Raw genomic sequence first — 25052 nt, 5'->3', positions numbered from 1 at the left:
GCTTACTTGGCCTCGTCGTCCAGGAACTTCTGGAACGCCGTGTTGGCGGTGTCGGCCGACGCCGCCGCGTCCTTGCCGGCGATGGCGTCGACGATCGGCTGGCCGACGATCTCGCGGGCCTGGGCGACCTTGTTGACCAGCGGGCGGTCGTGACCCACGCCGTCCTTGGTGCTGGCCGCGATGGCCTCGACGAGGTCCTTCGGGTAGGTCGCGGTGCCCTCCGGGTTGGCCCAGACCGAGGTACGCGCGCTCGGCACGCCCGACTTCTGCTGCGCGAGCGTCTGCTCCTTACCGGTCGCCCACTCGACGAACTTCCAGGCGTTGCTCTGGTTCTTCGAGCCGTCGTTGATGCCCAGCGCCCACGAGGGGATGTTGTAGGGCTTCGAACCGGCGGGGCCGGCCGGGAAGGGCGCGAAGCCGACGGTGTCGGAGACCTTCGACTTGGCCGGGTCGGTGGCGTTCTTGTAGAGCGAGTTGGCCTCGGTGTAGAACGCCGCCTTGCCCTGGGTGAAGATGGCCATCGCCTCCGGCCAGCTCATGTCGGTGCTGACGTTGGCCGGGCCCTGGTCCTTGATGAGTCCGCCGTAGTAGGCGTACGCCTGCTTGGCCTGCTCGCTGTTGACGGCGGCCTTGCCGTTGCTGTCGACGAAGTCACCGCCGAAGCTGTAGAGGAAGCTGGAGAACTGGGTGACCGCCGGCGACTTGCCGGTCCGGGCGACGAAGCCGGCGACCTTCGGGTCGGCCGCCTTGATCTTGGCAGCCGCCGTCTTGAGCTCGTCGAGCGTCTTCGGCGGGGCGGTCAGGCCGGCCTTGGCCAGCAGGTCCTTGCGGTAGTAGAGGACCTCCTGCTCGGTGATGATCGGGACACCGACCGCCTTGCCCTCGTACGAGGTGGCCTCCACCGGGCCGGCCTGGAAGTCGCTGTGGTCCCAGTCCTTGTTGGCCTTCACCTCGTCGGACAGGTCGGCGAGGTACTTGTTCTTGGCGAACAGCCTCCCCTCCTGCAGCGGGCGGTACATCATCACGTCGATGTCGCCGGAGCCCGCGTTCAGCTTGACGTTGTACTGGTCGGAGAGCTGGTCCTCACCGAGTTGGGTGATCTCGACCGTCAGGCCGGTCTGCTTCTCGAACTCGGGCAGGGCCTTCTTGATGTTCTCCGTCCACACGTGGTTGGCCAGCGTGACGCGGACCGTCTTGGAGGCGCCGCTGTCCTCGCCGCCGCCGCCGCACGCGCTCAGGCCCATGGCGGCAACCACGGCCAGAGAAGTTCCAATTATCGATCGACGCCGCACTGCATCTCTCCTTGTGTCCTGGCCGCCGCCCCGGGGGGAAGAGCGCCACCTGGTCGTAACACCTGTTTAACGACCGGATGCTAGGCCGATAAAGCGGATTTATTCAAGGGCTGATCTTCAACTGATATGATCCGGAGTGTGAACCGGTCCTCATCGGGGGTTGCAGCCGCCCAGAACGCCCCTGCCGAGGCCGGGCTGCACGCACAGGTGCTCGACCACCTCGGCACCGCCATCTGCGGCGGCCAGGTGACGCCCGGCTCCGTCCTCAACATCGACGACCTCGTCGACCGGTACGGCGTCTCCCGCTCGGTCGTCCGCGAGGTCCTGCGGGTGCTCGCCTCCATGGGATTCATCGAGACCCGCCGCAGGGTCGGGGTGATGATCCGCTCGGCGGAACACTGGAACGTCTTCGACTCGCAGGTGATCCGCTGGCGGCTCGCCTCGGCCGGCCGGATGGCGCAGATGCGCTCGATCACCGAACTGCGGACCGCCGTAGAACCGCACGCGGCGTGGCTGGCCGCCGCCCGGGTCGACCACGACGAGGCGAGCGATCTGGTCGGGCTGGCGGCGAAGATGTGGGCCGCGGGCAAGGCCGGGGACGAGGAGCGCTTCCTCCGCCTCGACATCGAGTTCCACCGGCGGGTGCTGGTCGCCTCCGGCAACGAGATGTTCGTCAAGCTGCATGAACTCGTGGCGGAGGTGCTCAGCGGCCGCCACCACCACCACCTGATGCCGCGCTACCCCGACGAGCAGGCCCTCCAACTGCACGCGGACGTGGCCCAGGCGATCCAGCGGCACGACGGTGACCGGGCCCGGGCCGCCATGGTCCAGGTCATGGAGCAGGCGTTCGACGAGATGAAGTCGATGTGGGAGCAGACCGGCGAGCCCGGCCAGCGTTGACCCGCTGAGCAGTGGGTTACGAGGTCGGTGCCTGCCATTGGTAGGTCCAGGGCGGCCCGGAGCCGGCGACGGCCTGTCGCACGTACAGGCCGATCCGGCCACCGTGATGCTGTCCCCGCCTCCGGACCCGCAGTGATACCTGCGCTCGTTGTCACCGAACTGTCACAGGAATCGCACAGATCCTGGTGCGCGGTGACGCCCGAGTGACGCCCCTGCCGTAAAACTTCCAGCTGAGGGCACCGGGTGTTCGCCCCGGCAGCGGCGTCGCGGACCGGGAACTCCGGCGGGCCTGCCTCGCCCACGGTCCCGGTGCAGGGAGTTCGATCGTGACCTGTGAGAAGAGCACGAGGCTGTCCACGACCGGCGGCACGCCACCACGGCCGGGGCCCGACGCCGAGCCGACGGTTCGCCTCCTGCTGCTCGGCGGCTTCCGGCTGCTGCACGGCGGGCGACCTGTGGTGGTGCCGCGCGGCCTGCAACGCACCATCGCCCTGATCGGCCTGCGCCCGGGCGCCACCCGCACCCGACTGGCGGGCCTGCTGTGGCCGGAGGTGCCGGAGGAGCGCGCCCTGTCGTCGTTGCGGACGGCGCTGTGGCGGCTGCGCCGGGACTCGTCCTGCCCGGTGGTCACGATCGGCGACACGGTTCGGCTGCACCCGGTGGTCGACGTGGATGTCGACGAGCTGGCCCGGGCCGACGCCCGGGTGAGCCAGGGCGGCGATCCGCGGCCGGCGGCGGCGGTCCTCGCCGCCGGGCGCCACGACCTGCTGCCCGGCTGGTACGACGACTGGGTTCTGCTGGAGCGGGAACGGCTCAGCCAGTTGCGGCTGCACCTGCTCGACGAGATGGCGCGGGCCCACCTGCGTGCCGGCGAGCACGGCGCGGCGTTGCAGGCCGCGCTCGAGGCGATGGCGGCCGAACCGCTGCGGGAGACGCCGCACCGGCTGGTGGTCGAGACGCACCTGGCGGAAGGCAACGCGTACGAGGCTCTGCATGCCTTCTTCGTGTATCGCGACCTCCTGCGGCGCGAGCTGCAACTGGAGCCGTCCGCGGCGATGTCCGCGTTGATCAACGATGTGCTCGCGCCGGATCACGCGCCCGCGCCGCGGGGCCCGGCCCCGCCGCGTCAACGGTCGCGGACTCGACACCGGTCATCGGTGACGGCGGGGTGACGCACCGTTCGGCAAGGTCGCAGAACGACGTCATGGTCCGGGCGAGCCGGTGGCGTTCGACCAGCTAACCGTTGTCGTGACGCACGCAGAAATCACCTCCACGAGGACCGGGAAGGAGGCCCGTGATGATCCGCACGCTGCTGCTCGTCGTCCGCGAGTCCTGTCGGATGGCGGTCGACGCCTTCCTGGTCGGTGCGCGCGGCCATGGCGGGTTCATCAGCCCGATCGTCTCCCGCACGCGTTCGAAGGGGAATTCATGATCAGGACAATGGTCCGGATACGCGCCCGCCCGGGGTGCGAACCCGCCGTGGAATCCGCGTGGCGAGCAACCGCAGGGCAGATCAGCGCACTGCCCGGCAACCTCCTACAGGACCTGCTTCTCGACGCCGATGATCCACGCTTGCTCGTCGTCGTCACCGAGTGGACCGACGAGGCCGCGCTGCGCGGCTACGAGGACGGGCCGGTCGCCGCACGCTTCGCCGATGCCGTCCGCCCGCTGTGCGAGACACCCGCAACGGACAGCTACCGGGTGATGCGCGACCCCGACGGCGGGGGGTCGAGCATCTTCGTGGATGTCGAGGTCACCGTGCCGGCCTCCCGGCTCGCGGAGTTCCACCGCGGGTACGCGCAGGTCAGGGCGCGGATGGCGGGGGTGCCCGGCTATCTGCGCGAGGATCTGCTGCGCGAACCCGGCTCGGACCTCCACCACATTTTCGCCGAATGGCGCAGCGAAGCCGAGTTCTTCAGCTGGATCGCCAATCCGGCACACGCGCAGGAGGAGGCCGGGCCGATCGCGCCGTTCCTCCTCGACTTCCGGCGCCGTCTGTTCCACCGCGTGGCGCATTCCGACAGCAGGCGAGCACCGAGCACGGGCAAGGAGATCGACGTGCACACGACAACGGACGTACTCATCGTCGGAGCGGGGCCCACCGGGCTGACCGCCGCCGTCGAGCTGGCCCGGCGCGGCATCGAGTGCCGGGTGGTCGAGAAGCACGCCACCCCGCCGGGGCAGGCCGACAAGGCGATCGGCGTGCACTGCCGCACGATGGAGATCTGGGAGAGCCAGGGCATCGTGCGGGAGGCGATGGACGCCGGGATCTGGCTGACCGGGAACCTGGTGTTCGTCAACGGCGCTGAGGTCCACCGGATGAGCTGGGAGCTGCCCGAGCTGCCGTACGCGCACCTCGGCCTCCCGCAGTACGAGACCGAGCGCATCCTCACCGAACGGCTCGCCACGCTCGGGGTGCGCCCGCACCGCGGCGCCGAGCTGATCGCGTTCACCGAGGACGACGACGGCGTGCTGGCCACGCTCGCGACCACCGCCGGCGAGGAGACGGTACGCGCGAAGTACCTCATCGGCTGCGACGGCGCGCACAGCAAGGTCCGCGAGCTGCTCGGGTTGACGTTCTCCGGCGGGCTGGGCCGGTTCCCGCAGCTGTTCATGCTCTGCGACGTGGACGTGGACTGGGACATGCCGGAGGGCCACCTGCTCCGGTTCTTGCACGAGACCGACGGCCGGATGGACGGCATGCTGGTCTGCGTCCCGCTGCGCGGCGAGTCCCGGTACCGGATCGCCACCCTGGCGCCGCCCCGGTTCTTCGCCCAGACCGGCGGGCAGGACGCCCCGCCCGGATTCAGCGAGGAACTCGCCGAACCGACCCTCGCCGACCTTCAGGTCGCGCTCGACCAACTGGCCCCGCCCGGCACCCGCGCATCGAACCTGCGCTGGTCGTCGGTGTTCCGGATCAGCCACGGCATCGTGGACCGGTACGGCGATGGTCGGGTGTTCGTGGCCGGCGACGCGGCGCACCTGCACCCGCCCGCGGGTGGCCAGGGCATGAACACCGGCATCCAGGACGCCTGGAACCTGGCGTGGAAGATGGCGCTGGCGGTGCAGGGGATCGCCGCCCCCGGGCTGCTGGACAGCTACGAGACCGAACGGCGCCCGGAAGGCGAGGAGATCGTCGGGCGCGCGGTGCGGATGGCCTTCACCGACGAACTGGACCGCGATGACCTGAAGCGGCAGTTCCTGCAGGAGATGTCCATGTTGCTCAGCTACTCGGACAGCCCGCTGGTCGGCGAGTCCCTGTCCGCTCCCGATGCCCTGCGGGACGGCCCCGGGCCCGGCGACCGCGCTCCCGACGTCGGCGGCCTGAGTCGGCGGGGCGTCGGGCACCCGCTGCGACTGCGTGACCTGACCCGCGGCACCCGGCACACGTTGCTGCTCTACGCCGACGGTTCGGCCGACGAGGGGACCGTGACCGCCGTGGGGAAACTGTGCGCCGACGTCCGCCGGCAGACGTCCGGACAGGTCGACATCTACCTGCTGCTCAGCCCGGACGCCCGTGTGCCGTCGCTGCTCGATCCGCCGGTGGTGCGCGACACCGGGGGTGGGTTCCGCGCCGTGTACGGCGTCGACGGCACCGCCCTGTACCTGGTCCGCCCGGACGGGCACGTCGGGTTCCGGAGCCAGCCGATCGACGCGGACGCGCTCGGCAAGCACCTGCAACTGGTGTTCGGAGGCGCGAGATGACGACGGTACGCACCGTACTGGCGATGCGTACCAGGGAGGGCTGCGAGGAACGGTTCGAGGCGGCGTGGCGCTCGGTGGCGGAAGAGATCCGCGCGCTGGACGGATGCCTGAACCAGGACCTGGTCCGCGACGCCGACGACCCGCGCAGCTATCTGATCATCAGCGACTGGGCGGACCGCGAACGGCTGGACGCCTTTGGCCGCAGCTCGCACCGGGACCGGTTGCTGCACATGATCCGCGAGCTTCGCGAATCCGCGCAACGGCACACCTACCAGGTTCTGCACAGCGTACGGAGCGAGCCCGAGGAGTCGCGATGACCGAGGATGCCGTACCCGCGGCCGAGCTCTACACCCACGAGTTCGCTGCCGACCCCTATCCCACCTTCGCGCGGCTGCGGGCGGAGAAGCCGGTGTGCCCGGTCAGCTCGCCGCGGTTCGACTCCTACCTGATCACACGGTTCGACGACGCCAGGGCGGCGCTGACCGACCCCAGGCTGTCCAAGGACCTCTACGGCCCCGGTCAGCAGTACCTGCGGATCTTCGGGCCGAACTCGGAGGCGTTGAACAGGAACATGCTCAACGCGGATCCGCCGGAGCACACCAGGTTGCGACGGATCGTGTCGCAGGCGTTCGCGCCGCGTCGGATCGAGGCGCTGCGGCCCCGGGTGGCGGAGATCGTCGACAACCTGCTCGACAAGATCATCCCGCAGGGGCAGTCCGAGCTGATGCACGACTTCGCGATCCCGCTACCGATGATGGTGATCAGCCAACTGGTCGGCATACCGGAGACCGACCACGAGCGGGTCCTCGACTGGACCCAGGTGATCAGGACGTCCGGGTCGTCCGGCCGTAGCCCGGAGGAGGACCGGGCGGCCGTGCAGGAGGCCCAGCTGCGGCTGCACCACTATCTCGCCGACCTGGTCCAGGCCAAACGCGCGCACCCCGGCGACGACATGGTCAGCGCCCTGATCGACGCCTGCGACCACGACGGGCAGCTGTCCGAACGGGAACTGGTCACCACGACCTTCCTGCTGCTGTTCGCCGGGCACCAGACCACCGCGGACTTCCTCGGCAACGCGACCGTGGCGTTGCTGACCCATCCCGACCAGCTCGACCTGCTGCGCGCCAAGCCGGAGCTGCTGCCCTCGGCGATCGAGGAACTGCTCCGCTTCGACGGCCCGTTGCCGGTGGCCAGTCCCCGGATTGCCACCGAGGACGTCGAGTACCAGGGCGTACGCATTCCACGCGGGTCGATCGTCGGCGTGGTGATCAACGCCGCGAACCACGACCCGGAGCACTTCGCCGACCCCGACCGGCTCGACCTCTGCCGTGAGCGGGGCCCGCACATCGGCTTCGGCTACGGCGTCCACTACTGCCTGGGAGTCTCGCTGGCCCGGATGGAGGCCCAGATCGGCATCGGGGCGCTCCTGCGCCGGCTACCGGAGCTGCGGCTCGGGGTGCCGGTCTCCGAGCTGCGCCGGCTGCCGGCGGCGTCGCCGTTCCGGGGCCTGCTGGAACTCCCGGTCAAGTTCGCCACCTGGGGTGCCGGACGGCCGTCCCCGATCGGCACCCAGCGAACACCGTCCACGCGCTCACCCGTCCACACACCCGAGGAGCAGTAATGGTCTTCCGAAACGTGATCGTCTGTCACATGGTTCCGGGCAGCGAGGGCATCGTCGGTGATGTCTTCGGCTACTACGACAAAACGACCCGACCGCAGGACCTCGGCGTGATTGGACGACGGCTGCTGTCACTGGACGACCTCTACATCCACGTGATCGAGCGCAGGGCGGACCCGCGGGTGTCGGGCCAGACCCGGGGACTGCCCGCGTTCCAGAAGATCGCCGAAGCCATCGCCCCGTACGTGACGCCGTACCCGAGGAACTGGCAGAACCCGTCCGACTCGGTCGCGAAGGAGTTCTACAGCTGGGTTTCGGCCGCGGATTCAGCGCCGCCGGAGTCGGCCGGCAGGAATCTCACCGTCATCATCAGCCGGATCAAGCCCGGCGCGGAGCCCGACGTCGCGCGGATCTTCGGCGAGTCCGACGCCGGGTCGCTGCCAGTCCAGTTGGGCGTCACCGGGCGCTGGCTGTATTCCATCGACGACGTCTACGTGCACCTGTTGGAGCGCACCGACGCGGCGGTCGCCGACGCCACCGGGCAGGACCACGACCAGCCGGTCTTCGCCAAGATCATGGCGGAGCTCAGCCCGTTCATCAGCCCGTACAACCCGGAGACCTGGCGTGGCCCTCAGGACGCGGTGGCCAACGAGTACTACCGCTGGCAAGCCGACGACTGACGACCACGACCAAGCGCTGCGGATCAGAAGTGCGTGAATGACCATCAGTGGGGTCGGTGCCGGGTGGTTCGGCGGCCGAGCCGCGTGGCTCCGCCGCCGAACCGGACTGGCGAGCACGGCGATCCTGGCGGAGGCCGTGCACAGCCGGTCCTACCGTTGCCCTCCCGAGACGTTCGCAGGGCTCAACTCCGGCTCCATCGTTGGTTGGCCGCGCCGGTGCAGTCCCAGATCTGGATGCGCGTGCCGTTGGCCGTGCCGTTGCCGACCACGTCCAGGCACCGGCCGGAACCAACTGCGGTGATCGAGCCGTCGGCATTGAACCGCCACCGCTGGTTGGACTGGCCGTTGCAGTCCCAGATGATCACCGAGCTGCCGTTCGCGGTGCCGGCGCCGCTGACGTCAAGGCACTTGCCGCCGAAGACGCGCAGCTCCTGGGCGGCGGTCGAGGTCCAGCTCTGGTTGCTCTGGCCGTGGCAGTCCCAGATGATCGCGGCCGTGCCGTTGGTCTGTGCGGCGCTGTTGACGTCCAGGCACCGTCCGGAGGACGTGTTACGCAGGGCCGACGTGCCGCTCGGCGGGGGGGTGGTCGGCGGCGGGGTGGTCGGCGGCGACGTTGGGTCGGTGCTGCCGAACTGGGTGAAGAACCTCCACACCTCGCCCTTGGTCCAGGTCCTGGCCCCGCTGTCCCCGCCGCCGTCCACCGGGCCGGGGGTGTGCCCGCCGTCGAAGGCGGCCCACACCACCGGATAGCCGGACCGGCAGCCGGAGTAGGTGGTGGTGATGTGGGTCAGGCTGCCCGACCTCGGCTCGGGCGGGTTCTGTGAGGTGCACCCGTTGTTCCGCACGAACGTGTCACGTAGGGACCGTCCGGCGGAGACGTTGAGCACCGGGTCCCCGATGCCATGGATTCCCATGTACGCGATCGGCTGAGTGCCGCCGCTGCACCCGCTGAGCTGCCCACCGGAGTAGACCGCGACAGCGCGGAAGACACCTGCCCGGGAACAGGCCAGCGAATAGCTCATGCCTCCGCCGTAGCTGAAGCCGAGCGCGAAGAGCTGCGTCGTGTCGACACACAGATCTGCCTCGATCAGTCTGATCATGTCGTCGACGAAGGTGACGTCCTGGCCGCCGGGGTTGGCCCAGCCGTTGCCGTTGCCCTGGGGGGCGACGAAAATGGTGCTGTTGTTCGCCTGCTGCCGCAGCCCGTAGTAGGACCAGGCCGCCCCGTCCGCCCCGCCGCCGTCGACGTCGTTGGCGGTGCCGCCGTTCCAGTGAAATCCGAAGATCAATCGGTACGGGTGGCTCCTGTCGTAGTTGTCAGGAATCCTCAGGATGTAACTACGGTTCTGGCCGCCGCTCTGGATGGACCGTTGGCCGCTGGTCAACGTGGGCGCTTTGCCGCACCCGGCGGTCGTTGCGGCTGCTCCGACGGTCGCGGCCGACGCAGTGGTGCTCAAGCCGCCGGTCAGTGCCGCCGCGGCCACGGTCACGACGGCAACCGCCGTCGTTGCAAGAAAACCAAGGATGGGTCTACGTCTTGTCATGATGGGGCTCCCGCCACTCGGCACGATCTGATTCAGGTAGAGGGGTCCACGGCGATTCCCGCACCGCCGCGATGCGCCACTCCGGGTCACCCCCGCCGGCCACCCTGGCCGGGGACGAAACCCAGAAGGCGCGATGTGCCCACGGCGCTGGCCGGCTCATCGCCACAGGTTCCCGCCACCGGTCTCGCCGCCCATGCGGGACCGGTCGGTCGTCGAATCGTCGGCGGTCCACACCGCACGCAACCGACCGCCGGACGGTGCTGGAGCACCCGGCTCGACGTCGAATCGATTCGCCCCGACGTTAGGTCGTGCAGTGAAGGATGTCAATGCTGTGTCCGGCACGTTGCCGGCCGCCGGGCGGTCTGCGGCGCCTGGGAACGGACCCTCGTGGCGGCGCGGGTCGGCAGGCGGGCTCGCCAACCCGCGCTGCCGGCCAAGCCAAACGAACATCTTCGATGCCTTGACATGCTGGATGCGAATCGCTAACACTTGTCCGCAACGCAAACTCAACGAACAGAACACATGGCGTCTGACGTTCCAGACCTGCCCATGCGGGCGTCACCCGCCGCCCAAGATTGTGCAGCCCAAGCATATGCACGCACTGGTGTTGTTAGCGCTAACGTCCGTGATCACACTGAGCTGGTCACTGCCCACAAAGCTCGCGTCAGCACCGGCCACCACTCGGCCATCCGGGTACCCCGCAAACGACACCTGGTACATCGCTTGCCACCGCGTATGCCGCTAGGCGAAGGAGGGACCCATGTCGAGAATCCTCGCCCGGCTCTGCGCGGTGGCGGTCGCCGCGTGCCTGGTGTTCACCACCTGGTCGGTGGCGACGCCGAAGGAGGCTGCCGCGCTGGACCCGACCGTCGGCTACCTGATGACGCATTTCACCGGCGAGTCGTCGGCCGACCAGCAGATCTACCTCGCGCACAGCGCCGACGGCCTACGGTGGACGGACCTGAACAACGGCGGGCTCGTGCTGCGTTCCACCGTCGGCACCCGCGGTGTCCGCGACCCCGCTCTGGTCCGCTCGCCCGGCGGCGACCGGTACTGGATCATCGCCACGGACCTGTGCATCGGCTGCGGCCAGGACTGGTCGGCCGCGATCAACAACGGCAGCCGCAACCTCGTCGTGTGGGAGTCCACCGACCTGGTCAACTGGTCGGCGCCATGGCTGCTGAACGTCGCCGGCGCGATCCCGGACGGACGCAACGCCTGGGCACCGGAGGCGATCTGGAACCCGGCGACCGGCGACTACGTCCTCTACTGGGCGACCAACGTCCCGCTCAACGGGGCGACCAAGCACCGCATCTACCACGCGCGCACGGCGAACTTCCGCAGCATCACCACGCCGCAGGTCTACGTCAACCGGCCCGGCAGCCAGGAGATCATCGACACCCAGATCGTCGAGGTGCCCGCTGGTGTCGGCGCCTACCGCTACGTCCGGGCTTCCCGCGACGGTCAGATCACCCTGGAAGGCAGCAACTCCATCCTCGGCACCTGGACCAACATCGGGAACCTGTCCGGAATCGGGCTGACCGGCTCCCAGGTCGAAGGCCCGATGTGGATGCGGTTCAACGCCCGCAACGAGTGGGTGCTCTACCTTGACCAGTACTCCAGCGGGCGCGGCTACCTGCCCGTCCTGACGACCGATCCGTCGAGCCCGGGCAGCTTCCGACTGCCGGCGTCCGGCTCGTACGCCATGGGTGGCACCAGGAAACGGCACGGTTCGATCCTCAACCTGACCGCCGCCGAGCAGAACCGGGTGCTCGCCCGCTGGCCCGCCACCGCCGTCAACCGGATCCAGTCGTACAACCTTCAGGATCGGTTCGTGCGGCACGCCGATTACGACGCCCGCATCGACGCGAACGTCAGCCCCGTCCAGGACGGCCAGTGGCGGCTGGTGCCCGGTCTGGTCGGCTCCGGCACGGTCTCCATCCAGTCGGTGAACTACCCGGGCTACTACCTGCGTCAATACGGGTTCGACTTCCGGCTGGAAGCCAACGACGGCACCGCCACCTTCGCCGCCGACGCCACCTTCCGGCAGGTCGCCGGCCTCGCCAGCTCCTCGTGGACGTCGTTCCAGTCCTACAGCCACCCGGACCGCTACATCCGGCACTACAACTACCTGCTCCGGCTGGACCCGGTCACCGACGCGCAGAGCCGTGCCGACGCCACCTTCCGGGTGACCAGCTGAACTCCGACTGTGGCCCCACCTCGATTGGACATGTCATGACACGGACCAGCCCGTTTCTGGGTCACGTATCGCGGAGCACCTGGTCGTTGCGCCGGCTGCCGATCATCCTGGTGACCGCGCTGACCGCGCTGGTCGGCGTCGTCGTCATCGTGGCGTCGCCGGCCACCGCCGCCACCAGCCACTTCCGTGGCGTGAACTGGGCGGTGCTGGGTGACAACTTCAGCACCGGTCCGCTCGTCGTGCAGGGCCTGAGCGTCTCCGACAGCAATGCGACAGTGCGGGCCAAGGCGAACGCCCTCTACGACGACATGGCCTCCACCATGGGTGTCAACACCGTCCGGCTGCCCATCAACACCCACACGGTGGGGACGGCCTGGTGGGAGGCGTACCGCGGCGCCATCGACGCCGCCACCGCCCGCGGATTCAAGGTCATCCTGGCGTACTGGGAGGACGGCGCGGCCTCCGGCGGCAGGATCACGAACCTCGCCGCATGGAACGCGATGTGGTCCACGGTGACCAACACGTACGGCTCGAACACCAACGTCTACTTCGAGCCGATGAACGAGCCGCACGGCTACAGCTCGGCGGAGTGGCGCGACGTCGCGGCGAACTGGCTGAGCTACCACTACTCGGCGGTGCCCGGCCGGGTGCTCATCGGTGGCACCGGCTTCAGCCAGGACCTGCGCGACATCTGCAACGACACCCGCTTCAACTCGACCCTGCTGTCCTTCCACTACTACGCGTTCTTCTACGGTGCGATGACCTACGACGCCTTCCGCAGTCACATCCAGACCCGCCTGGGCAATTGCGCCTCCCGCGCGGTCGCGACCGAGTTCGGCGCTCCCATGAACGACGGCCGCAACTACGCCGACGCGGGCAGCACCGACAACTTCGTGCGCTACATCCGCGCGATGGCGCAGGTCATGCGCGACAACCAGATGGGCGGCACCTACTGGCCCGCCCTCGGCGGCAAGCCGGGCACCATCGGATACGACTGGTACTCGATGTTCGCCCTCAGCGGCAGCGGCACCAACCTCAACCTGACCGTCCGCAACACCTCCGGCGCCGACCAGATCCGGTACGCGTGGGGCGACACCATCGGCGGCGGCCCCACGACACCTCCGCCGTCGACGGGGACGTACTACCGGATCACCGTGCGGCACAGCGGCAAGGCCATGGACGTCCAGTCACCGAACACCGACAACGGTGCGCGTGTCGGCCAGTACACGTACGGCGGCAACGCGTGGCAGCAGTGGCAGTTCCAGGACGGCGGCAGCGGCTACTGGCGCATCATCAGCCGGCACAGCGGGAAATGCCTCGACGTGGCGAGCGCGTCGACCGCCGACGGCGCCGAACTCATCCAGTACACCTGTGGCACCGGCGGCAACCAGCAGTTCCAGATGGTCGCCAACGGCAGCTACTTCCAGCTCCGGGCACGCCACAGCGGCAAATGCGTCGACGTACCGGCCGCGTCGACCGCGGAGGGTGTGATCCTCAAGCAGTACCCGTGCAACACCGGCGCCAACCAGCAGTGGTCGCGCTCGGCGGTCTGACGATCGTCTCGACGGGACCACCGGTCCTCGGGGGTGCGTGGTCAGGCGCTCCGGAAGTCGCGTGGGTCAATCGATGCCGGTAGCTCGTACACCTGGTGTCCCATCGGCACTCTCTGGCGCCACTCACAGACATTGACACCCGTCGCTTAAACGGTAAGGATTGTTGCGTGAGAGCGCTCTCGCGGCCTGTTCAATCCACCTGGAGGTGCTCCATGATCCGCGAACTGGGTGTTGTCCTGGGAGTCGCGACGCTCGTCACCGCGCTGGCCTCGATGCCCGCCGACGGCGCGTCAGCCGCCCCGCCGCCCGGCCCGGTGCCACCGGCCGCCGCCCACCCGTCACCCGATCTCCCGGCGGGCCAGCGGGCCGCCCTGCGCCGCGACCTCGGCCTGACCGACGACCAGATCCGGCAACGGTCGACCGTCGAGGCCGGCGCACCGTCGATCGAACGACGACTACGCGCCGAGTTGGCAACCAGCTACGGCGGGTCCTGGATCGCGGCGGACGGCACCACCCTGGTGGTCGGAGTGACCACAGCCGCCCGCGCCGGCCGGGTCCGCAGCGCCGGCGCCCAGCCGCAGGTGGTCCGCTGGAGCATGGCCGACCTGGACCGGACCAAGGCCGCCCTCGACCGTGAGGCCGGCCGCGCCGGCGCGACCGTGCACTCCTGGTACGTGGATCCGGCGAGCAACAGCGTGGTGGTCCGGGCCGCGGACACCGCGACGGCCCGCGAGTTCGTCCGCGCCACCGGCGCCACCGGCGACACGGTGCGCACCGTGTCGAGCGCACAGCCGTACCGCCCGGTGTACGACGTCCGGGGCGGCGACCAGTACGTCATCAACAACAGTGTGCTGTGCTCGGTCGGGTTCGCGGTCGCCGGTGGCTTCGTCACCGCCGGACACTGCGGCGGCGTGGGCAGCACCACCAGCGGTAGCGGCGTCGCGCAGGGCACCTTCCGGGGCTCGTCCTTCCCGGGCAACGACTACGCCTGGGTACAGGTCAACTCCTCCTGGGTGGCCACGCCGACGGTGAACACCTACAACGGCGGCACGACCAGCGTGGCCGGCTCCGCGGAGGCGGCGATCGGCAGCTCGGTCTGTCGCTCCGGCCGGACCACCGGCTGGCGCTGCGGCACGATCACCGCCCGGGATGTCACGGTCAACTACTCCGGCTCTCTGGTCTACGGGCTGGTCGCCAGCAGCGCGTGCGCGCAGCCCGGTGACTCCGGCGGCTCGTTCATTTCCGGCAACCAGGCCCAGGGCGTCACCTCCGGTGCCGGCGGTGACTGCAACTCCGGCGGCACGACCGTCTACCAGCCGGTGAACGAGATCCTCGGCGCATACGGGCTCGCCCTCACCACCACCGGAGGCGGCGGTGCGAGCCAGATCATCGGGTACGCCGGCAAGTGCATAGACGTCCCCAGCTCCAACGGCGCCGACGGCCAGTACCTGCAGCTGTGGACCTGCAACGGCACCAACGCCCAGCGGTGGACGTTCGCCGGCGACGGCACCGTCCGGGCGCTCGGGTTGTGCATGGACGTGGCCGGGGGGTCGACCGCGAACGGCGCGGTGATCCAGCTCGCGAACTGCAGCGGCAATCCGGCCCAGCAGTTCGTGCTCAGCGGGGCCGGAGACCTGGTCAACCCGCAGGCCAACAAGTGCGTCGACGTGCAGGACTGGAACAGCGCGGACGGCGCGCGGCTGTTGCTCTGGGAGTGCCACGGCGGCGCCAACCAGAAGTGGCGGCGCGGCTGAGGCAACTCGGGCCGGGGACGGGTCGGCCTCGCCAACGCCGACCCCGTCCCCGGCCGCGATCGGCGTTGGCGGGGGTGCCCCGGTTACCGAAGTACGACGGCGAACCCGAATTACCGAGACAGCTCGGACGTTGGCCTTTCAACCTCTGTAGCTGGCCGCTGGACCCGCTCGAACCGCACCCGGCTCAGCCATCCCGGGAGGTCACTGAGCACATACAGCTCGCCGCGCACGTCGGTGCCGATCGCGGTCGGCTGGGTGGGGAAGTTGCCGATCGTGGCCGACTCGTAGCCGCCCGTGGGTTTGGGGCGGACGGCGAACGCGAGGGTCGAGCAGTAGTCGCTCGCGATGTAGGTCCCCCACGCTTCCGGGGTGGCGGACCCTCGGTACACCACGCCACCGATCACCGAGCAGTTCTCCGTCATGTAATGCTCGTACTCGAAGACCGGGTCGGTGTATCGCACGCCCGGCCGGCATTGCTCCGGGTCGAAGACCGGCGTGCCCTCCCGGCAGGACCAGCCGAGGTTCGCTCCACGCTGCGACGGGCGGATGTGGTTGATCTCCTCGACCAGGCCCTGGCCGACATCACCGATCCACAGCGAGCCGTCGACCGGGTCGATGGAGAACCGCCACGGGTTGCGCAGCCCGTAGACCCAGATCTCCGGCCGCGCGCCCGGCGTGCGGACGAACGGGTTGTCGGAGGGCACGCAGTAGGGCTTACCCCCGCAGGTGCGGTTGACGTCGATCCGCAGAATCTTGCCGAGCAGGGTGCCGAGATTCTGACCGGACTTGAACGGGTCGTACGCGTGGCCGCCGTCGCCAAGGGACCAGTAGAGGTAGCCGTCGCGGCCGAACGCTACCTGTCCGCCGTTGTGGTTGCCGTACTCGGCGTGCTCCTGGGTGAGCAGCACCTGCAGCCTGTCGGGAGCGCCGATGGGCACTCGCGCCAGGGTCAGCGCGCCGGCCGGCAAGCTCGTGTAGGCCACGTAGAGGATCCCGGTCCGCGCGAAGTTCGGCGCCGGCGTGATGCCGAGGAGGCCGCGCTCGTTGTCCGACGTGTCGATCCGGGCGGTCAGGTCGAGCACCGGCTCGGCGGCCAAGCCGGTATCGGGGTGGTAGGAGCGGACGGTGCCGTTCTTCTCCGCAATCAGCATCCGACCGTCCGGCAGCCCGGTGATCGCGATCGGACGCTGCAGACCGAACGCCACCCGTTCGGATACCACGGTCAGCTCGGCGAGTGGCACCGCGCGGGTATGGGATGTGCCGGCCGCGGCGGTGCCAGAAATCGGCGCCGGTGGCAACAGGGACGAAGCCAGGGCCAGAACGAGCAGCCCGGCCAGCATGGTGGCCGGGCGACAACGCCATCGCGACATTTTCAGCTCCTCGAGTAAGTGGGGTGGCCTCCATGCCACCCGGGTGACTTCCCACTTGGCACAGCCGGTCGGGTAAGGCGATACCGGAAGAACAGTCCGGCCCAGGACGCCGACGCCCTGGGCCGGAGTAGTGCCACGGCTTTCGGTCCTGCCGATCAGGCGATGTTGATGTCGCTGCACCACATGTAGGTCTGGTCCATGTGTGACGCCTTCCAGATCACGAACAGGATGTGGTTTCCGGTGCGTCCAGAGACCGAGACGTTGAACGAGATGTTCTGCGCTGGCGCGTAACGCCCGGTCGTCGTGATCAGGTCGAGGTTGCCCCACCCGAGCCGCTGAGTGGTCGGGTTGAATCCCTGCTTGGTGACGTAGACCCGGAAGTAGTCAGCACCGTGACTGGCCTGGTCGTACATCTGGACGGTGAAGTTGCTGCTGACGGTGGTCGCCTTCCACGCTCCGGGCTGGTTCACGGTGTCGTTCCTGGAGAGGGCGTTGCTGCACAGCTGGCCGTCCGGGGTGCGGGCCTGGAACTGGCCGGCGAGGCCGTCCCGCAGCTGGCTCATCCAGTTCCACATGGTGTCGGGGTTGGCCTGGAACGCCCGCCAACACATGGGGTCCTGTTGCTGCATGGCTGGGTTCGTGTGTTGGTTGCCCCAGGTCTTCCAGCACTGGTAGGCGCGACTCGCCGGGTTGATGACGGTGCCGTGGGCCTGGGCTGCGCCGGTCCAGGGCAGCGTGCCGACCACCATGGCGAACAGCACAACGACCACTCGGAGGGACTGACGGACGGTTGGCCGGGATCGTCCGCCGGAATGATCGGACGTGTGTGGACGCACTGTTCATCCTCCGCTCTTCGGTACTAAAGATCAGGAATGGGAACGCTCCCAAAACTCACTGTTACATTAATGAACGTAAATATCAATCCTGATCTCCTTATGGTCGGATGTGGTCCGCAGCCCGCCCGCCCGGCATGGTCAGAGCCCGGCTGCGGCGTCGTACCGGCGGCGCTGCTCGGCCATCTCCGAGGCGGTCAGCGCCTCCTCTTGCGCCAACGTCGCGTACTTGGCCGGGAACATCTCCCGCAGCCGGTCGACGAACATGACGTCGGCGGTCGCCTCGACGACCTGGATGCCCGGAGGGTCGGTGGACATGTCCATGATCACGGGGCCGGCCAGCTTGACCGCCACGTCCCAGGGGCGCTTCTGCTCGGCGACTCCGCAGAGGTGGAAGCCGTAGACCGTCTGCACATCAGCGAGAGCGCTGGCTTCGGCCGGCTCGTAGCCGTAGACGCGGACCCCGCAGATCACTGCAGGCTTCTCCTTCTCGGTGGCCACCTGCTGGGCGCTGTGTCCGGCGTGGTTGTGCTGCCCCGGGTCCGCCTGTTCGAGCGTGGTCCGCATCCGGGCCACAATCTGCGCTTGCAGATCCGCCGGCTCCGCCTCCGGGCCGGCCCGGTTGACCAGTACGGCCGTGCCGGCCGACACCGTCAGCAGGATCACCGCCACCCACACGAAGCGGTTTCGGTACCACCCCGCGAAACTCTCTCGGGAAATCATGATTGCTTCTCACCTCGTCGCCGGTTCTGGTGCGCTGGCAGACCGAATCGGACGCCCCCGGCGTGTCAGAGGTCGAGCGTCGGCCGTCGGGGGTGCACGCCGGGGGATACGTACGGCGGGCGAGGGTGCCTGCCCGGCAAAATGCCCGTCGTCGTAGCGATGGCCCGGCGATGCGGCATGCGAGCCTCCGCCAAGGCGGTGCGCTGCCGGCGCTGCGATGCTCCCGTGCTGGCCGTTCCCAGCACGGTTGCCCCCGTGCTGCGGCGATATGAGCTATTCCAACACGCTTGGATCCGCTCTGGCAACATTGACGAGTATCAACGTGGATTCGGCCCCGCCACCCGCACCTTCGTCGCACACGAACCCGTCGCCCCCACGGACCACCACCGTCCTCGACAGCGACCGGACCGAGTTCCCCGGTGCTGCTGACCGTGCCGTGGGGGCCTGACTATTGTCATGAGTACCTGTGCGCCCCGCATCGAACGTCGTGACTAAGCGCACTGGAGCCCGCCCCGTCCCGTCCATGAGACTCGATTCGACGCCGGAACAACAGCCGGCCGAGTTCGAGAGGCGGCGAGACGGTGGACGAACGCTACGACAGCTACTGCGCCGCAGATCGGCTGTTCTACGACTCGCTCGGCAGCGCCGTCGCGCAGCCCGTCTTCCCGGCCGCCGAACGACCGATGCCGGCCGGCTGGCGTCGCGAGCCGCTCGACGACTGGCTGATCTACGCGCCGGACGGCGGCTCGCTGCCCCAGCAGGGCTGGAAGATCCACGTTTCGGCGGGTCTGGCGAACGCGGAGCGGGTGCTGGACGCGGTCTGGAACTACTGCGTCCCCCGCGGCCTGTCCTTCAAGTTCCTGCGCGGGCCGCGCACGCTGCTGCTGCGCAACTCCAAGTACGCCGCACGAGCCGCCAGCGGAAAGTTCATCACCGTCTACCCCCGTGATGACGCGGAGCTGGAGCTGGCCTGCAAGGAACTCGACGAACTACTCATCGGCGAGCCCGGACCGTACATCCTCAGTGATCTCCGCTACGGCACCGGCCCGGTCTACGTGCGCTACGGCGGCTTCGCCGCCCGCTACTGCCACTCAGCCGACGGCCAGGTGGTGCCGGCGATCGAGGACGACTCCGGCGCGCTGGTGCCGGACCGCCGTGAGCCCGTCTTTCACGTACCTGCCTGGATCACCCTGCCCGACTTCCTCGGCCCGCACCTGGCCGCCCGGAATGACACCAGCACCAACGAGGTGCCGTACCGGGTCGAGCGGGTGATCCACTTTTCGAACGGCGGTGGGCTGTACGTGGGCAGGGACCTGCGTACCGACACCGAGGTGGTGCTGAAGGAGGCCCGACCGCACGCCGGCCTGGACGCCGACGGCACCGATGCCGTCGCCCGGCTGGCCCGCGAGGCGGAGGCCCTGCGGCAACTCGCCGACCTGCCACAGGTGCCGCGGGTGCACGACGAGTTCGTCCTCGGCGAGCACTGCTTCCTCGCGCTCGAGTTCATCGAAGGCCGACCGCTGAACAAGGTGCTGGTCGACCGGTACCCGCTCATCGACGCCGACGCGACGGACGGCGACCGGGCGGCGTACGCCCGGTGGGCCCGGCAGACCTACGAGCAGGTCGAATCCGTCGTGGCGGCGATCCACGAGCGCGGCCTGGTCTACGGGGACCTGCACCTGTTCAACATCATGATCCGGCCGGATGACCGGGTCGCCCTGGTCGACTTCGAGGTGGCCGCTCCGATCGCCGGGCACCGCCGACCCGGGCTGCGCAACCAGGGCTTCGCGGCACCGAGGGACCGGACCGGGCCGGCGGTCGACCGGTACGCCCTGGCGTGCCTGCGGTTGGCGCTGTTCCTGCCACTGACCCAGCTGGTCCGGCTCGCCCCGGCGAAGGTGACTCACCTGGCCGACATCATCGCCGCGAACTTCCCGGTGCCGAGGTCCTTCCTCGACCCGGCGGTCGAGGAGATCACCGGCGGCCTGCGGGTCACCGCTGACCCGCGAGGAGCTCTTGTCGCGGATGACTGGCGCACCACGCGGGACCAGTTGACGACGGCGATCGTGGCCAGCGCCGCTCCCGAGCGTAACGACCGACTCTTTCCCGGTGACATCGAGCAGTTCCGCAGCGGCGGCCTCAACCTCGCCCACGGGGCGGCGGGAGTGCTGTACGCGCTCGACAAGAGCGGTGCCGGGCGGTGGCCCGAGCACGAAGACTGGCTGGTGCGGCGGGCGACAACGCCCCCGTCCGGCACCCGCTGCGGCTTCTACGACGGGCTGCATGGCGTTGCCTACGCACTCGTTCACCTCGGACGCCGGCAGGACGCGCTGGACGTTCTCGACATCTGCCTGCGGGAACCCCTGGACGGGCTCGACCACAGCCTGGCGAGCGGACTGTCCGGGATCGCGCTCAACCTGGCCGAGTTGGCTGCGCGTACCGGGGAGGTGTCGTTGCACGCCGCCGCGTGGCGGGCCGCTGAGCAAGTGATCGGGCAGCTGGCTGACGACCCGGGCCCGGACGTCAGCGGCGGACGCAACCCGTACGCCGGGCTGCTGCGGGGCCGGACCGGACCGGCGCTGATGCTGTTGCGGCTCTACGAGCTCAGCGGCGACGACGAGCTGTTGGGGCACGCCGCCACGGCGCTGCGCCAGGATCTGCGCCGGTGTGTGCTGCGCCCGGACGGTGCCCTGGAGGTCAATGAGGGCTGGCGCACCATGCCCTACCTGGCGCACGGCAGCGTCGGTATCGGGCTGGTCCTCGACCAGTACCTGCGCCACCGTGCCGACGACCAGTTCGCCGAGGCGAGCGCGGGGATCCGCCGTGCGGCGCGGTCACCGTTCTACGCACAGTCCGGGCTCTTCGCCGGCCGGGCCGGCATCATCGCCTACCTCGCCGCCTCGGCGGGCGATGCCGACCGCCGCGAACTCGGCGCGCAACTGGATCGGCTGACCTGGCACGCGCTGCCGTACCGGGAGGGGACCGCGTTCCCCGGCGAGCAGTTGCTGCGGCTCTCCATGGACTTCGGCACCGGCACCGCCGGCGTGCTGTACGCGCTGGCCAGCGCGCAACACGACCAGCCGCCGGTGCTGCCCTTCCTCGCGCCCCTGCCGGGCGCGACGAGACTCCCTCGCGACAGCGGGGGCGACCTGATCGGCGAACGGATGGAAGGGAGGTGAACGACATGGCGCTTCTGGACCTCCAGGGCCTGGAGATGGCTCCGGCCGACCGCACGGGTGGCGGTAGCCGGGCGAGCCTGCTGCTCTGCGGCGACAGCTCGCTCTCCGTCACGACCTGCAACTGATCCACGCACACGTGGGGCCCTGGGTGGGTAGACGTGCCCACCCAGGGCAACCGCGTACCCACGGGAGGACCGATGCCGACGTTCGCCAACGGGGACAGGCTGCTCCGGCAGACGGTCCGGGCGGGCGGCGGCTGGACCGTCGGACTCGCTGCGGTCGCGCTTCTCGGCGCGGCCGCCGAACTGTTGCTACCCGCGGCACTCGGCCGCGCCGTCGACGCCGCCCTCGCCGGCGGCTCCGGCTGGTGGGCGGTGTCCGCCTGCGGCCTGGTTGTCGTCCTCATCGGCGTCGACACCCTGACGGATCTGGCCAGCGGGTTCGGTGCGGCGCGCGCCACCGCCGGGCTGCGCCGGCACCTGCTGCGTCACCTGTTCGCCTTGGACGTCCGCGCCACCCGCCGACACCCGGTGGGTGATCTCGTCGGCCGGTTGGTCGGTCAGGCCGCCGACGCGGGACAGGCCGGCAACGCCGTGGTCCTGGCCGTCGTGGCGGTGCTCCCACCGCTCGGCAGCGTCGTCGCGCTCGCCATCATGGAACCGGTCCTCGGGGTCACCCTGCTCGCCGGTCTCGGCCTGCTCGCCGTCCTCATGCGTGTCTTTGTGGCCGACGCCTCGGCCGCGACCGCCGGATACCAACGGGTGCTCGGCACCATCGCCGGCCGACTGCTGGAGTCGCTGAGCGGTTCCCGGACCATCGCCGCCGCCGGCACCGCCCATCGCGAGGAGGACCGGGTGCTGGCGGCCCTACCGGAGCTGGACCTGCACGGCCGGCGCACCTGGAAACTGCTGGCCCGGGCGAGCGCGCGCACCTCGGCCGTGGCGCCGCTGCTGAACCTGAGCGTCATCGCGGTCGGCGGGTACGCGGTGACCACAGGCTGGCTCACACCGGGCCAACTGGTCGCCGCGGTCCGGTACGCGGCCATGGGCGCCGGGCTCGGTGGAGTGCTCGCCACCCTGAACCACCTGGTCCGCAGCCGCGCGGGAGCACACCGGGTCGCCGACCTGCTGACGCAGCCCGCCACGCCGGCAGGCGATCGGCCCCTTCCACCCGGCGGCGGCGCCCTGCGACTGCGCGGCGTGTGCGTGCACGCCGACGACGGTCGGCCCATCCTCGACGGCATCGACCTGGACGTGCCGGCCGGCGCCACCGTGGCCGTCGTCGGAGCGTCCGGTGCCGGCAAGTCGACCCTGGCGGCCGTGGCGGGACGACTGTACGACCCCGACAGCGGTGAGGTGCGACTGGACGGTGTGCCGCTGCGGGACCTCGACCCGACGGCGCTGCGCCGAGCCGTCGGGTACGCCTTCGACCGGCCGGTGCTGATCGGCGCGACCGTCCACGACGCGATCGGCCTGGCGCTGCCGGTCGACTCGGCGGCGCCGCCGGCCAATCGGAGCCCGGCCACGCCGACGGTTCTGCGGGCGGCCCGGATGGCGGCGATCGCCGACGTGATCGACCGTCTGCCCAGCGGTTACCGCAACCCGCTGGTCGACACACCGCTCTCCGGGGGCGAGACCCAACGTCTCGGCCTGGCCCGCGCGTTCGCCGCCGAGCGGCTGCTCATCCTGGACGACGCGACGTCCAGCCTCGACACCGCGACCGAACACCGGATCACTGAGGCGGTGGTCGGGCGGGCCGGGGAGCGTACCCGACTGGTGGTCACCCACCGGACCGCGGCGGCCGCGGCGGCCGACCTCGTCGCCTGGCTGGACGGCGGTCGGCTGCGCGGCCTGGCGCCGCACCGGCAACTCTGGGCCGACCCGGACTACCGCGCTGTCTTCCAGCCGGCTGGCGGTGGATCGTGAGCCATCCCGGCGTACGGCGGGTGACCTGGCGGGCGCTGCGGGCCCGCCGCCGGGAGCTCGCCGGGCTCGGCGGCTGGTCGCTTGTCGAGTCGCTGCCCGCGCTGCTCGCCGGCTATCTGGTCGCCCGCGCCGTCGACGAGGGTTTTCTGGCCGGACATCTCCTCAACGGCCTGGCCTGGTTGGGTGTCCTCGCGGTGGCCGTGCTGGTCGGCGCGGCGGCCACCGGTCGGACGTACCGCAGCCTCGGCGCCGTGGTCGAACCGTTCCGCGACGAGGTGGCCGCTCAGGTGGTCCGGGGTGCGCTAGGCGACGCCACCCGGGCGGGTGGCCGCCCGGACAGCGCTGCCGTGACCCGGCTGACCCACCAGATGGAGATCATCCGCGACACCTTCGCCGGTCTGCTGATGGTGACCCGCGGTTTCCTCTTCTCCGCGGGCGCGGCCCTGCTCGGCCTGCTCGCCCTGGCACCGGTGGTGGCGGCGCTGGCCGCCGCGCCGCTGGTCGTCGGCGTGGTCGTGTTCCTCGCCGCGCTGCCGGCGATGGTCACGCACCAGCGCGCATACGTCCGGGCCGGTGAGCAGCTCGGCCAGTCGGCGGCGGCCGCGCTGGCCGCTCACCGCGACGTGCTGGCCTGCGGCGCCCAGACACGTGTGACGGCCGACGTGGCACGCTGGGTGTCGGCGCAGGCCGCCGCCGAACGCATGCTCGCCCGGATGGCGGCGATCCGCAGCCTCAGCCTCGGCATCGGCGGCTGGCTGCCACTGGTGGTGCTGATGTTGACCGCCCCGTGGCTGGTCGAGCGTGGTCTCACCCCCGGCGCGGTGCTGGGCGCACTGATCTACGTCTCCACCGGACTGCAACCCGCCCTGCACACCCTGGTGCAGGGCCTCGGCGGCGGCGGGCTCCGCTACGCGGTCACCCTGGAGAACATCCTGCGCACCTATCCGGTGTCCGCCGACCAGCGCCCGCCGACCCCCGCCGCCCGGATGCCCCGCTGCCCGCCGCCCACCGGTCCGGCCGGCCGCTCGCCAGCCGTCGAGATCCGGGGACTGACCTTCGGCTACGGACCGCGCGCCCGGCCCGTCCTGGAGAACTTCTCCCTGACACTGGCCGACCGGGACCATCTCGCCGTGGTGGGCCCGAGCGGTGCGGGCAAGTCCACACTTGCCGCCCTGATGGCCGGTCTGGTGCCGCCGCAGGCAGGCACGGTCCACCTGGCCGGCGCGACGGTCGCCGAGGTCGAGCCGGCCGTTCTCGCCCGGATGCGAGTGCTGGTGCCCCAGGAGGCGTACGTCTTCACCGGCAGTCTCGCCGACAACCTCCGCTACCTCCGGCCGGACGCCGATGATCACACGCTGGAGGTCGCCCTCGACGCGCTCGGCGCGCGTCCCCTGGCGACCCGCCTGGGCGGCCTGGGCGCGCCGATCGCGCCGGCCCTGCTCTCCGCGGGCGAGCGGCAGCTCATCGCGGCGGTCCGGGCCTGGCTGGCACCCGCCCCGCTGGTGATCCTCGACGAGGCGACCTGTCACCTGGACCCGGCGCTGGAAGCGACGGTCGAGGCCGCCTTCGCCCGGCGGCCCGGCAGCCTCGTGGTGATCGCACACCGGATTAGCTCCGCGCTGCGGGCCGGTCGGGTGCTGGTCCTCGACGGCGACGAGCCCGTGGTGGGGACGCACGAACAGTTGTTGGCCCGCTCGGCCACCTACCGGATGCTCGTCGGCTGCTGGGACGACTCGGTGGTGCCGTCCCAGGCGGCGTCGGCGCGGCAGGGCTGAA

Annotated in this window: 19 protein-coding genes; 14 read left to right on the top strand and 5 right to left on the bottom strand. The window is 70.1% G+C overall.

The features are described from left to right. Positions 1 to 2: 2 nt before the first annotated feature. Positions 3 to 1244 carry an ABC transporter substrate-binding protein gene (locus OG811_RS31025; protein ID WP_406070820.1) on the bottom strand — a complete coding sequence of 414 codons (1242 nt, stop codon included), beginning with the start codon at positions 1242 to 1244 and terminating at the stop codon, positions 3 to 5. A 186-nt stretch (positions 1245 to 1430) separates the two neighbouring features. Here OG811_RS31025 and OG811_RS31020 point away from each other — a divergent pair, with 186 nt between their 5' ends. From OG811_RS31020 to OG811_RS30990, 7 genes are all read left to right on the top strand, one after another. Then, complete coding sequence (locus OG811_RS31020; RefSeq protein ID WP_406070819.1) at positions 1431 to 2192, top strand: FadR/GntR family transcriptional regulator; 762 nt, start codon at positions 1431 to 1433, stop codon at positions 2190 to 2192. Positions 2193 to 2542: 350 nt separating this feature from the next. Then, positions 2543 to 3364 (top strand): BTAD domain-containing putative transcriptional regulator, encoded by an 822-nt coding sequence (locus OG811_RS31015; RefSeq protein ID WP_406075990.1) that lies wholly within the window; start codon positions 2543 to 2545, stop codon positions 3362 to 3364. Positions 3365 to 3489: 125 nt separating this feature from the next. Continuing rightward, entirely contained in the window at positions 3490 to 3624 is a 135-nt protein-coding gene (locus OG811_RS31010) for a hypothetical protein (protein WP_406070817.1), read from the top strand. A 47-nt stretch (positions 3625 to 3671) separates the two neighbouring features. Beyond that, positions 3672 to 5897 (top strand): FAD-dependent oxidoreductase, encoded by a 2226-nt coding sequence (locus OG811_RS31005; protein WP_406070815.1) that lies wholly within the window; start codon positions 3672 to 3674, stop codon positions 5895 to 5897. Continuing rightward, entirely contained in the window at positions 5894 to 6214 is a 321-nt protein-coding gene (locus OG811_RS31000) for a putative quinol monooxygenase (protein ID WP_406070814.1), read from the top strand. The genes OG811_RS31005 and OG811_RS31000 overlap by 4 nt, the downstream gene beginning before the upstream one ends. Then, positions 6211 to 7518, top strand: coding sequence for a cytochrome P450 (locus OG811_RS30995; RefSeq protein ID WP_406070812.1), 1308 nt, complete (start codon positions 6211 to 6213; stop codon positions 7516 to 7518). The genes OG811_RS31000 and OG811_RS30995 overlap by 4 nt, the downstream gene beginning before the upstream one ends. After that, positions 7518 to 8195: a TcmI family type II polyketide cyclase gene (locus OG811_RS30990; protein ID WP_406070811.1), complete on the top strand. Its 678-nt coding sequence runs from the start codon at positions 7518 to 7520 to the stop codon at positions 8193 to 8195. The genes OG811_RS30995 and OG811_RS30990 overlap by 1 nt, the downstream gene beginning before the upstream one ends. A 182-nt stretch (positions 8196 to 8377) precedes the next feature. On the opposite strand, the gene OG811_RS30985 is transcribed toward OG811_RS30990, so the two are convergent. Continuing rightward, complete coding sequence (locus OG811_RS30985; RefSeq protein ID WP_406070810.1) at positions 8378 to 9739, bottom strand: ricin-type beta-trefoil lectin domain protein; 1362 nt, start codon at positions 9737 to 9739, stop codon at positions 8378 to 8380. A 760-nt stretch (positions 9740 to 10499) separates the two neighbouring features. Here OG811_RS30985 and OG811_RS30980 point away from each other — a divergent pair. From OG811_RS30980 to OG811_RS30970, 3 genes are all read left to right on the top strand, one after another. Then, entirely contained in the window at positions 10500 to 11939 is a 1440-nt protein-coding gene (locus OG811_RS30980; protein WP_406070809.1) for a glycoside hydrolase family 43 protein, read from the top strand. A gap of 35 nt (positions 11940 to 11974) precedes the next feature. Then, entirely contained in the window at positions 11975 to 13492 is a 1518-nt protein-coding gene (locus OG811_RS30975) for an RICIN domain-containing protein (protein WP_406070808.1), read from the top strand. 212 nt (positions 13493 to 13704) lie between these two features. Further along, positions 13705 to 15246: a ricin-type beta-trefoil lectin domain protein gene (locus OG811_RS30970; protein WP_406070807.1), complete on the top strand. Its 1542-nt coding sequence runs from the start codon at positions 13705 to 13707 to the stop codon at positions 15244 to 15246. Between the two features lie 110 nt (positions 15247 to 15356). On the opposite strand, the gene OG811_RS30965 is transcribed toward OG811_RS30970, so the two are convergent. The 3 genes from OG811_RS30965 to OG811_RS30955 all read right to left on the bottom strand — a co-directional run bounded on the left by OG811_RS30965 (position 15357) and on the right by OG811_RS30955 (position 18172). Next, positions 15357 to 16616, bottom strand: coding sequence for a PQQ-dependent sugar dehydrogenase (locus OG811_RS30965; protein ID WP_406070805.1), 1260 nt, complete (start codon positions 16614 to 16616; stop codon positions 15357 to 15359). A gap of 155 nt (positions 16617 to 16771) precedes the next feature. After that, complete coding sequence (locus tag OG811_RS30960) at positions 16772 to 17386, bottom strand: lytic polysaccharide monooxygenase (RefSeq protein WP_406070804.1); 615 nt, start codon at positions 17384 to 17386, stop codon at positions 16772 to 16774. 204 nt (positions 17387 to 17590) lie between these two features. Then, on the bottom strand, positions 17591 to 18172 hold the full coding sequence (locus OG811_RS30955) for a hypothetical protein (protein WP_406070802.1): 582 nt from the start codon (positions 18170 to 18172) through the stop codon (positions 17591 to 17593). 581 nt (positions 18173 to 18753) lie between these two features. On the opposite strand from OG811_RS30955, the gene lanKC reads away from it, so the two are divergent. The 4 genes from lanKC (at position 18754) to OG811_RS30935 (ending at position 25051) form a co-directional block, all read left to right on the top strand. Beyond that, positions 18754 to 21351, top strand: coding sequence for a class III lanthionine synthetase LanKC (gene lanKC, locus OG811_RS30950; RefSeq protein WP_406070800.1), 2598 nt, complete (start codon positions 18754 to 18756; stop codon positions 21349 to 21351). 5 nt (positions 21352 to 21356) lie between these two features. Further along, positions 21357 to 21476, top strand: a complete 120-nt coding sequence (locus OG811_RS30945) for a SapB/AmfS family lanthipeptide (RefSeq protein ID WP_013734295.1) — start codon at positions 21357 to 21359, stop codon at positions 21474 to 21476. 72 nt (positions 21477 to 21548) lie between these two features. Next, positions 21549 to 23276, top strand: a complete 1728-nt coding sequence (locus OG811_RS30940; protein WP_406070799.1) for an ABC transporter ATP-binding protein — start codon at positions 21549 to 21551, stop codon at positions 23274 to 23276. Further along, a complete protein-coding gene (locus OG811_RS30935; protein ID WP_406070796.1) occupies positions 23273 to 25051 on the top strand; it encodes an ATP-binding cassette domain-containing protein in 1779 nt (592 codons plus the stop codon). Before OG811_RS30940 ends, OG811_RS30935 begins: the two co-directional genes overlap by 4 nt. Position 25052 lies beyond the last annotated feature (1 nt).

It is taken from the genome of Micromonospora sp. NBC_01638 (genome assembly GCF_045209745.1).
GTDB lineage: Bacteria > Actinomycetota > Actinomycetes > Mycobacteriales > Micromonosporaceae > Micromonospora.
The sequence above is the reverse complement of the archived record's forward strand: the minus strand, read 5'-3'. Positions and strand labels throughout refer to the sequence as shown.

What these genes read in the sequence shown, in the direction of transcription:
- OG811_RS30985 (WP_406070810.1), bottom strand. Translation starts at nt 9,739, where the DNA reads ATGACAAGACGTAGACCCATCCTTGGTTTTCTTGCAACGACGGCGGTT.
- OG811_RS30970 (WP_406070807.1), top strand. Translation starts at nt 13,705, where the DNA reads ATGATCCGCGAACTGGGTGTTGTCCTGGGAGTCGCGACGCTCGTCACC.
- OG811_RS31000 (WP_406070814.1), top strand. Translation starts at nt 5,894, where the DNA reads ATGACGACGGTACGCACCGTACTGGCGATGCGTACCAGGGAGGGCTGC.
- OG811_RS30955 (WP_406070802.1), bottom strand. Translation starts at nt 18,172, where the DNA reads ATGATTTCCCGAGAGAGTTTCGCGGGGTGGTACCGAAACCGCTTCGTG.
- OG811_RS30965 (WP_406070805.1), bottom strand. Translation starts at nt 16,616, where the DNA reads ATGTCGCGATGGCGTTGTCGCCCGGCCACCATGCTGGCCGGGCTGCTC.
- OG811_RS30975 (WP_406070808.1), top strand. Translation starts at nt 11,975, where the DNA reads ATGACACGGACCAGCCCGTTTCTGGGTCACGTATCGCGGAGCACCTGG.
- OG811_RS30995 (WP_406070812.1), top strand. Translation starts at nt 6,211, where the DNA reads ATGACCGAGGATGCCGTACCCGCGGCCGAGCTCTACACCCACGAGTTC.
- OG811_RS30945 (WP_013734295.1), top strand. Translation starts at nt 21,357, where the DNA reads ATGGCGCTTCTGGACCTCCAGGGCCTGGAGATGGCTCCGGCCGACCGC.
- OG811_RS30990 (WP_406070811.1), top strand. Translation starts at nt 7,518, where the DNA reads ATGGTCTTCCGAAACGTGATCGTCTGTCACATGGTTCCGGGCAGCGAG.
- OG811_RS31025 (WP_406070820.1), bottom strand. Translation starts at nt 1,244, where the DNA reads ATGGGCCTGAGCGCGTGCGGCGGCGGCGGCGAGGACAGCGGCGCCTCC.
- OG811_RS30940 (WP_406070799.1), top strand. Translation starts at nt 21,549, where the DNA reads ATGCCGACGTTCGCCAACGGGGACAGGCTGCTCCGGCAGACGGTCCGG.
- OG811_RS31010 (WP_406070817.1), top strand. Translation starts at nt 3,490, where the DNA reads ATGATCCGCACGCTGCTGCTCGTCGTCCGCGAGTCCTGTCGGATGGCG.
- OG811_RS30980 (WP_406070809.1), top strand. Translation starts at nt 10,500, where the DNA reads ATGTCGAGAATCCTCGCCCGGCTCTGCGCGGTGGCGGTCGCCGCGTGC.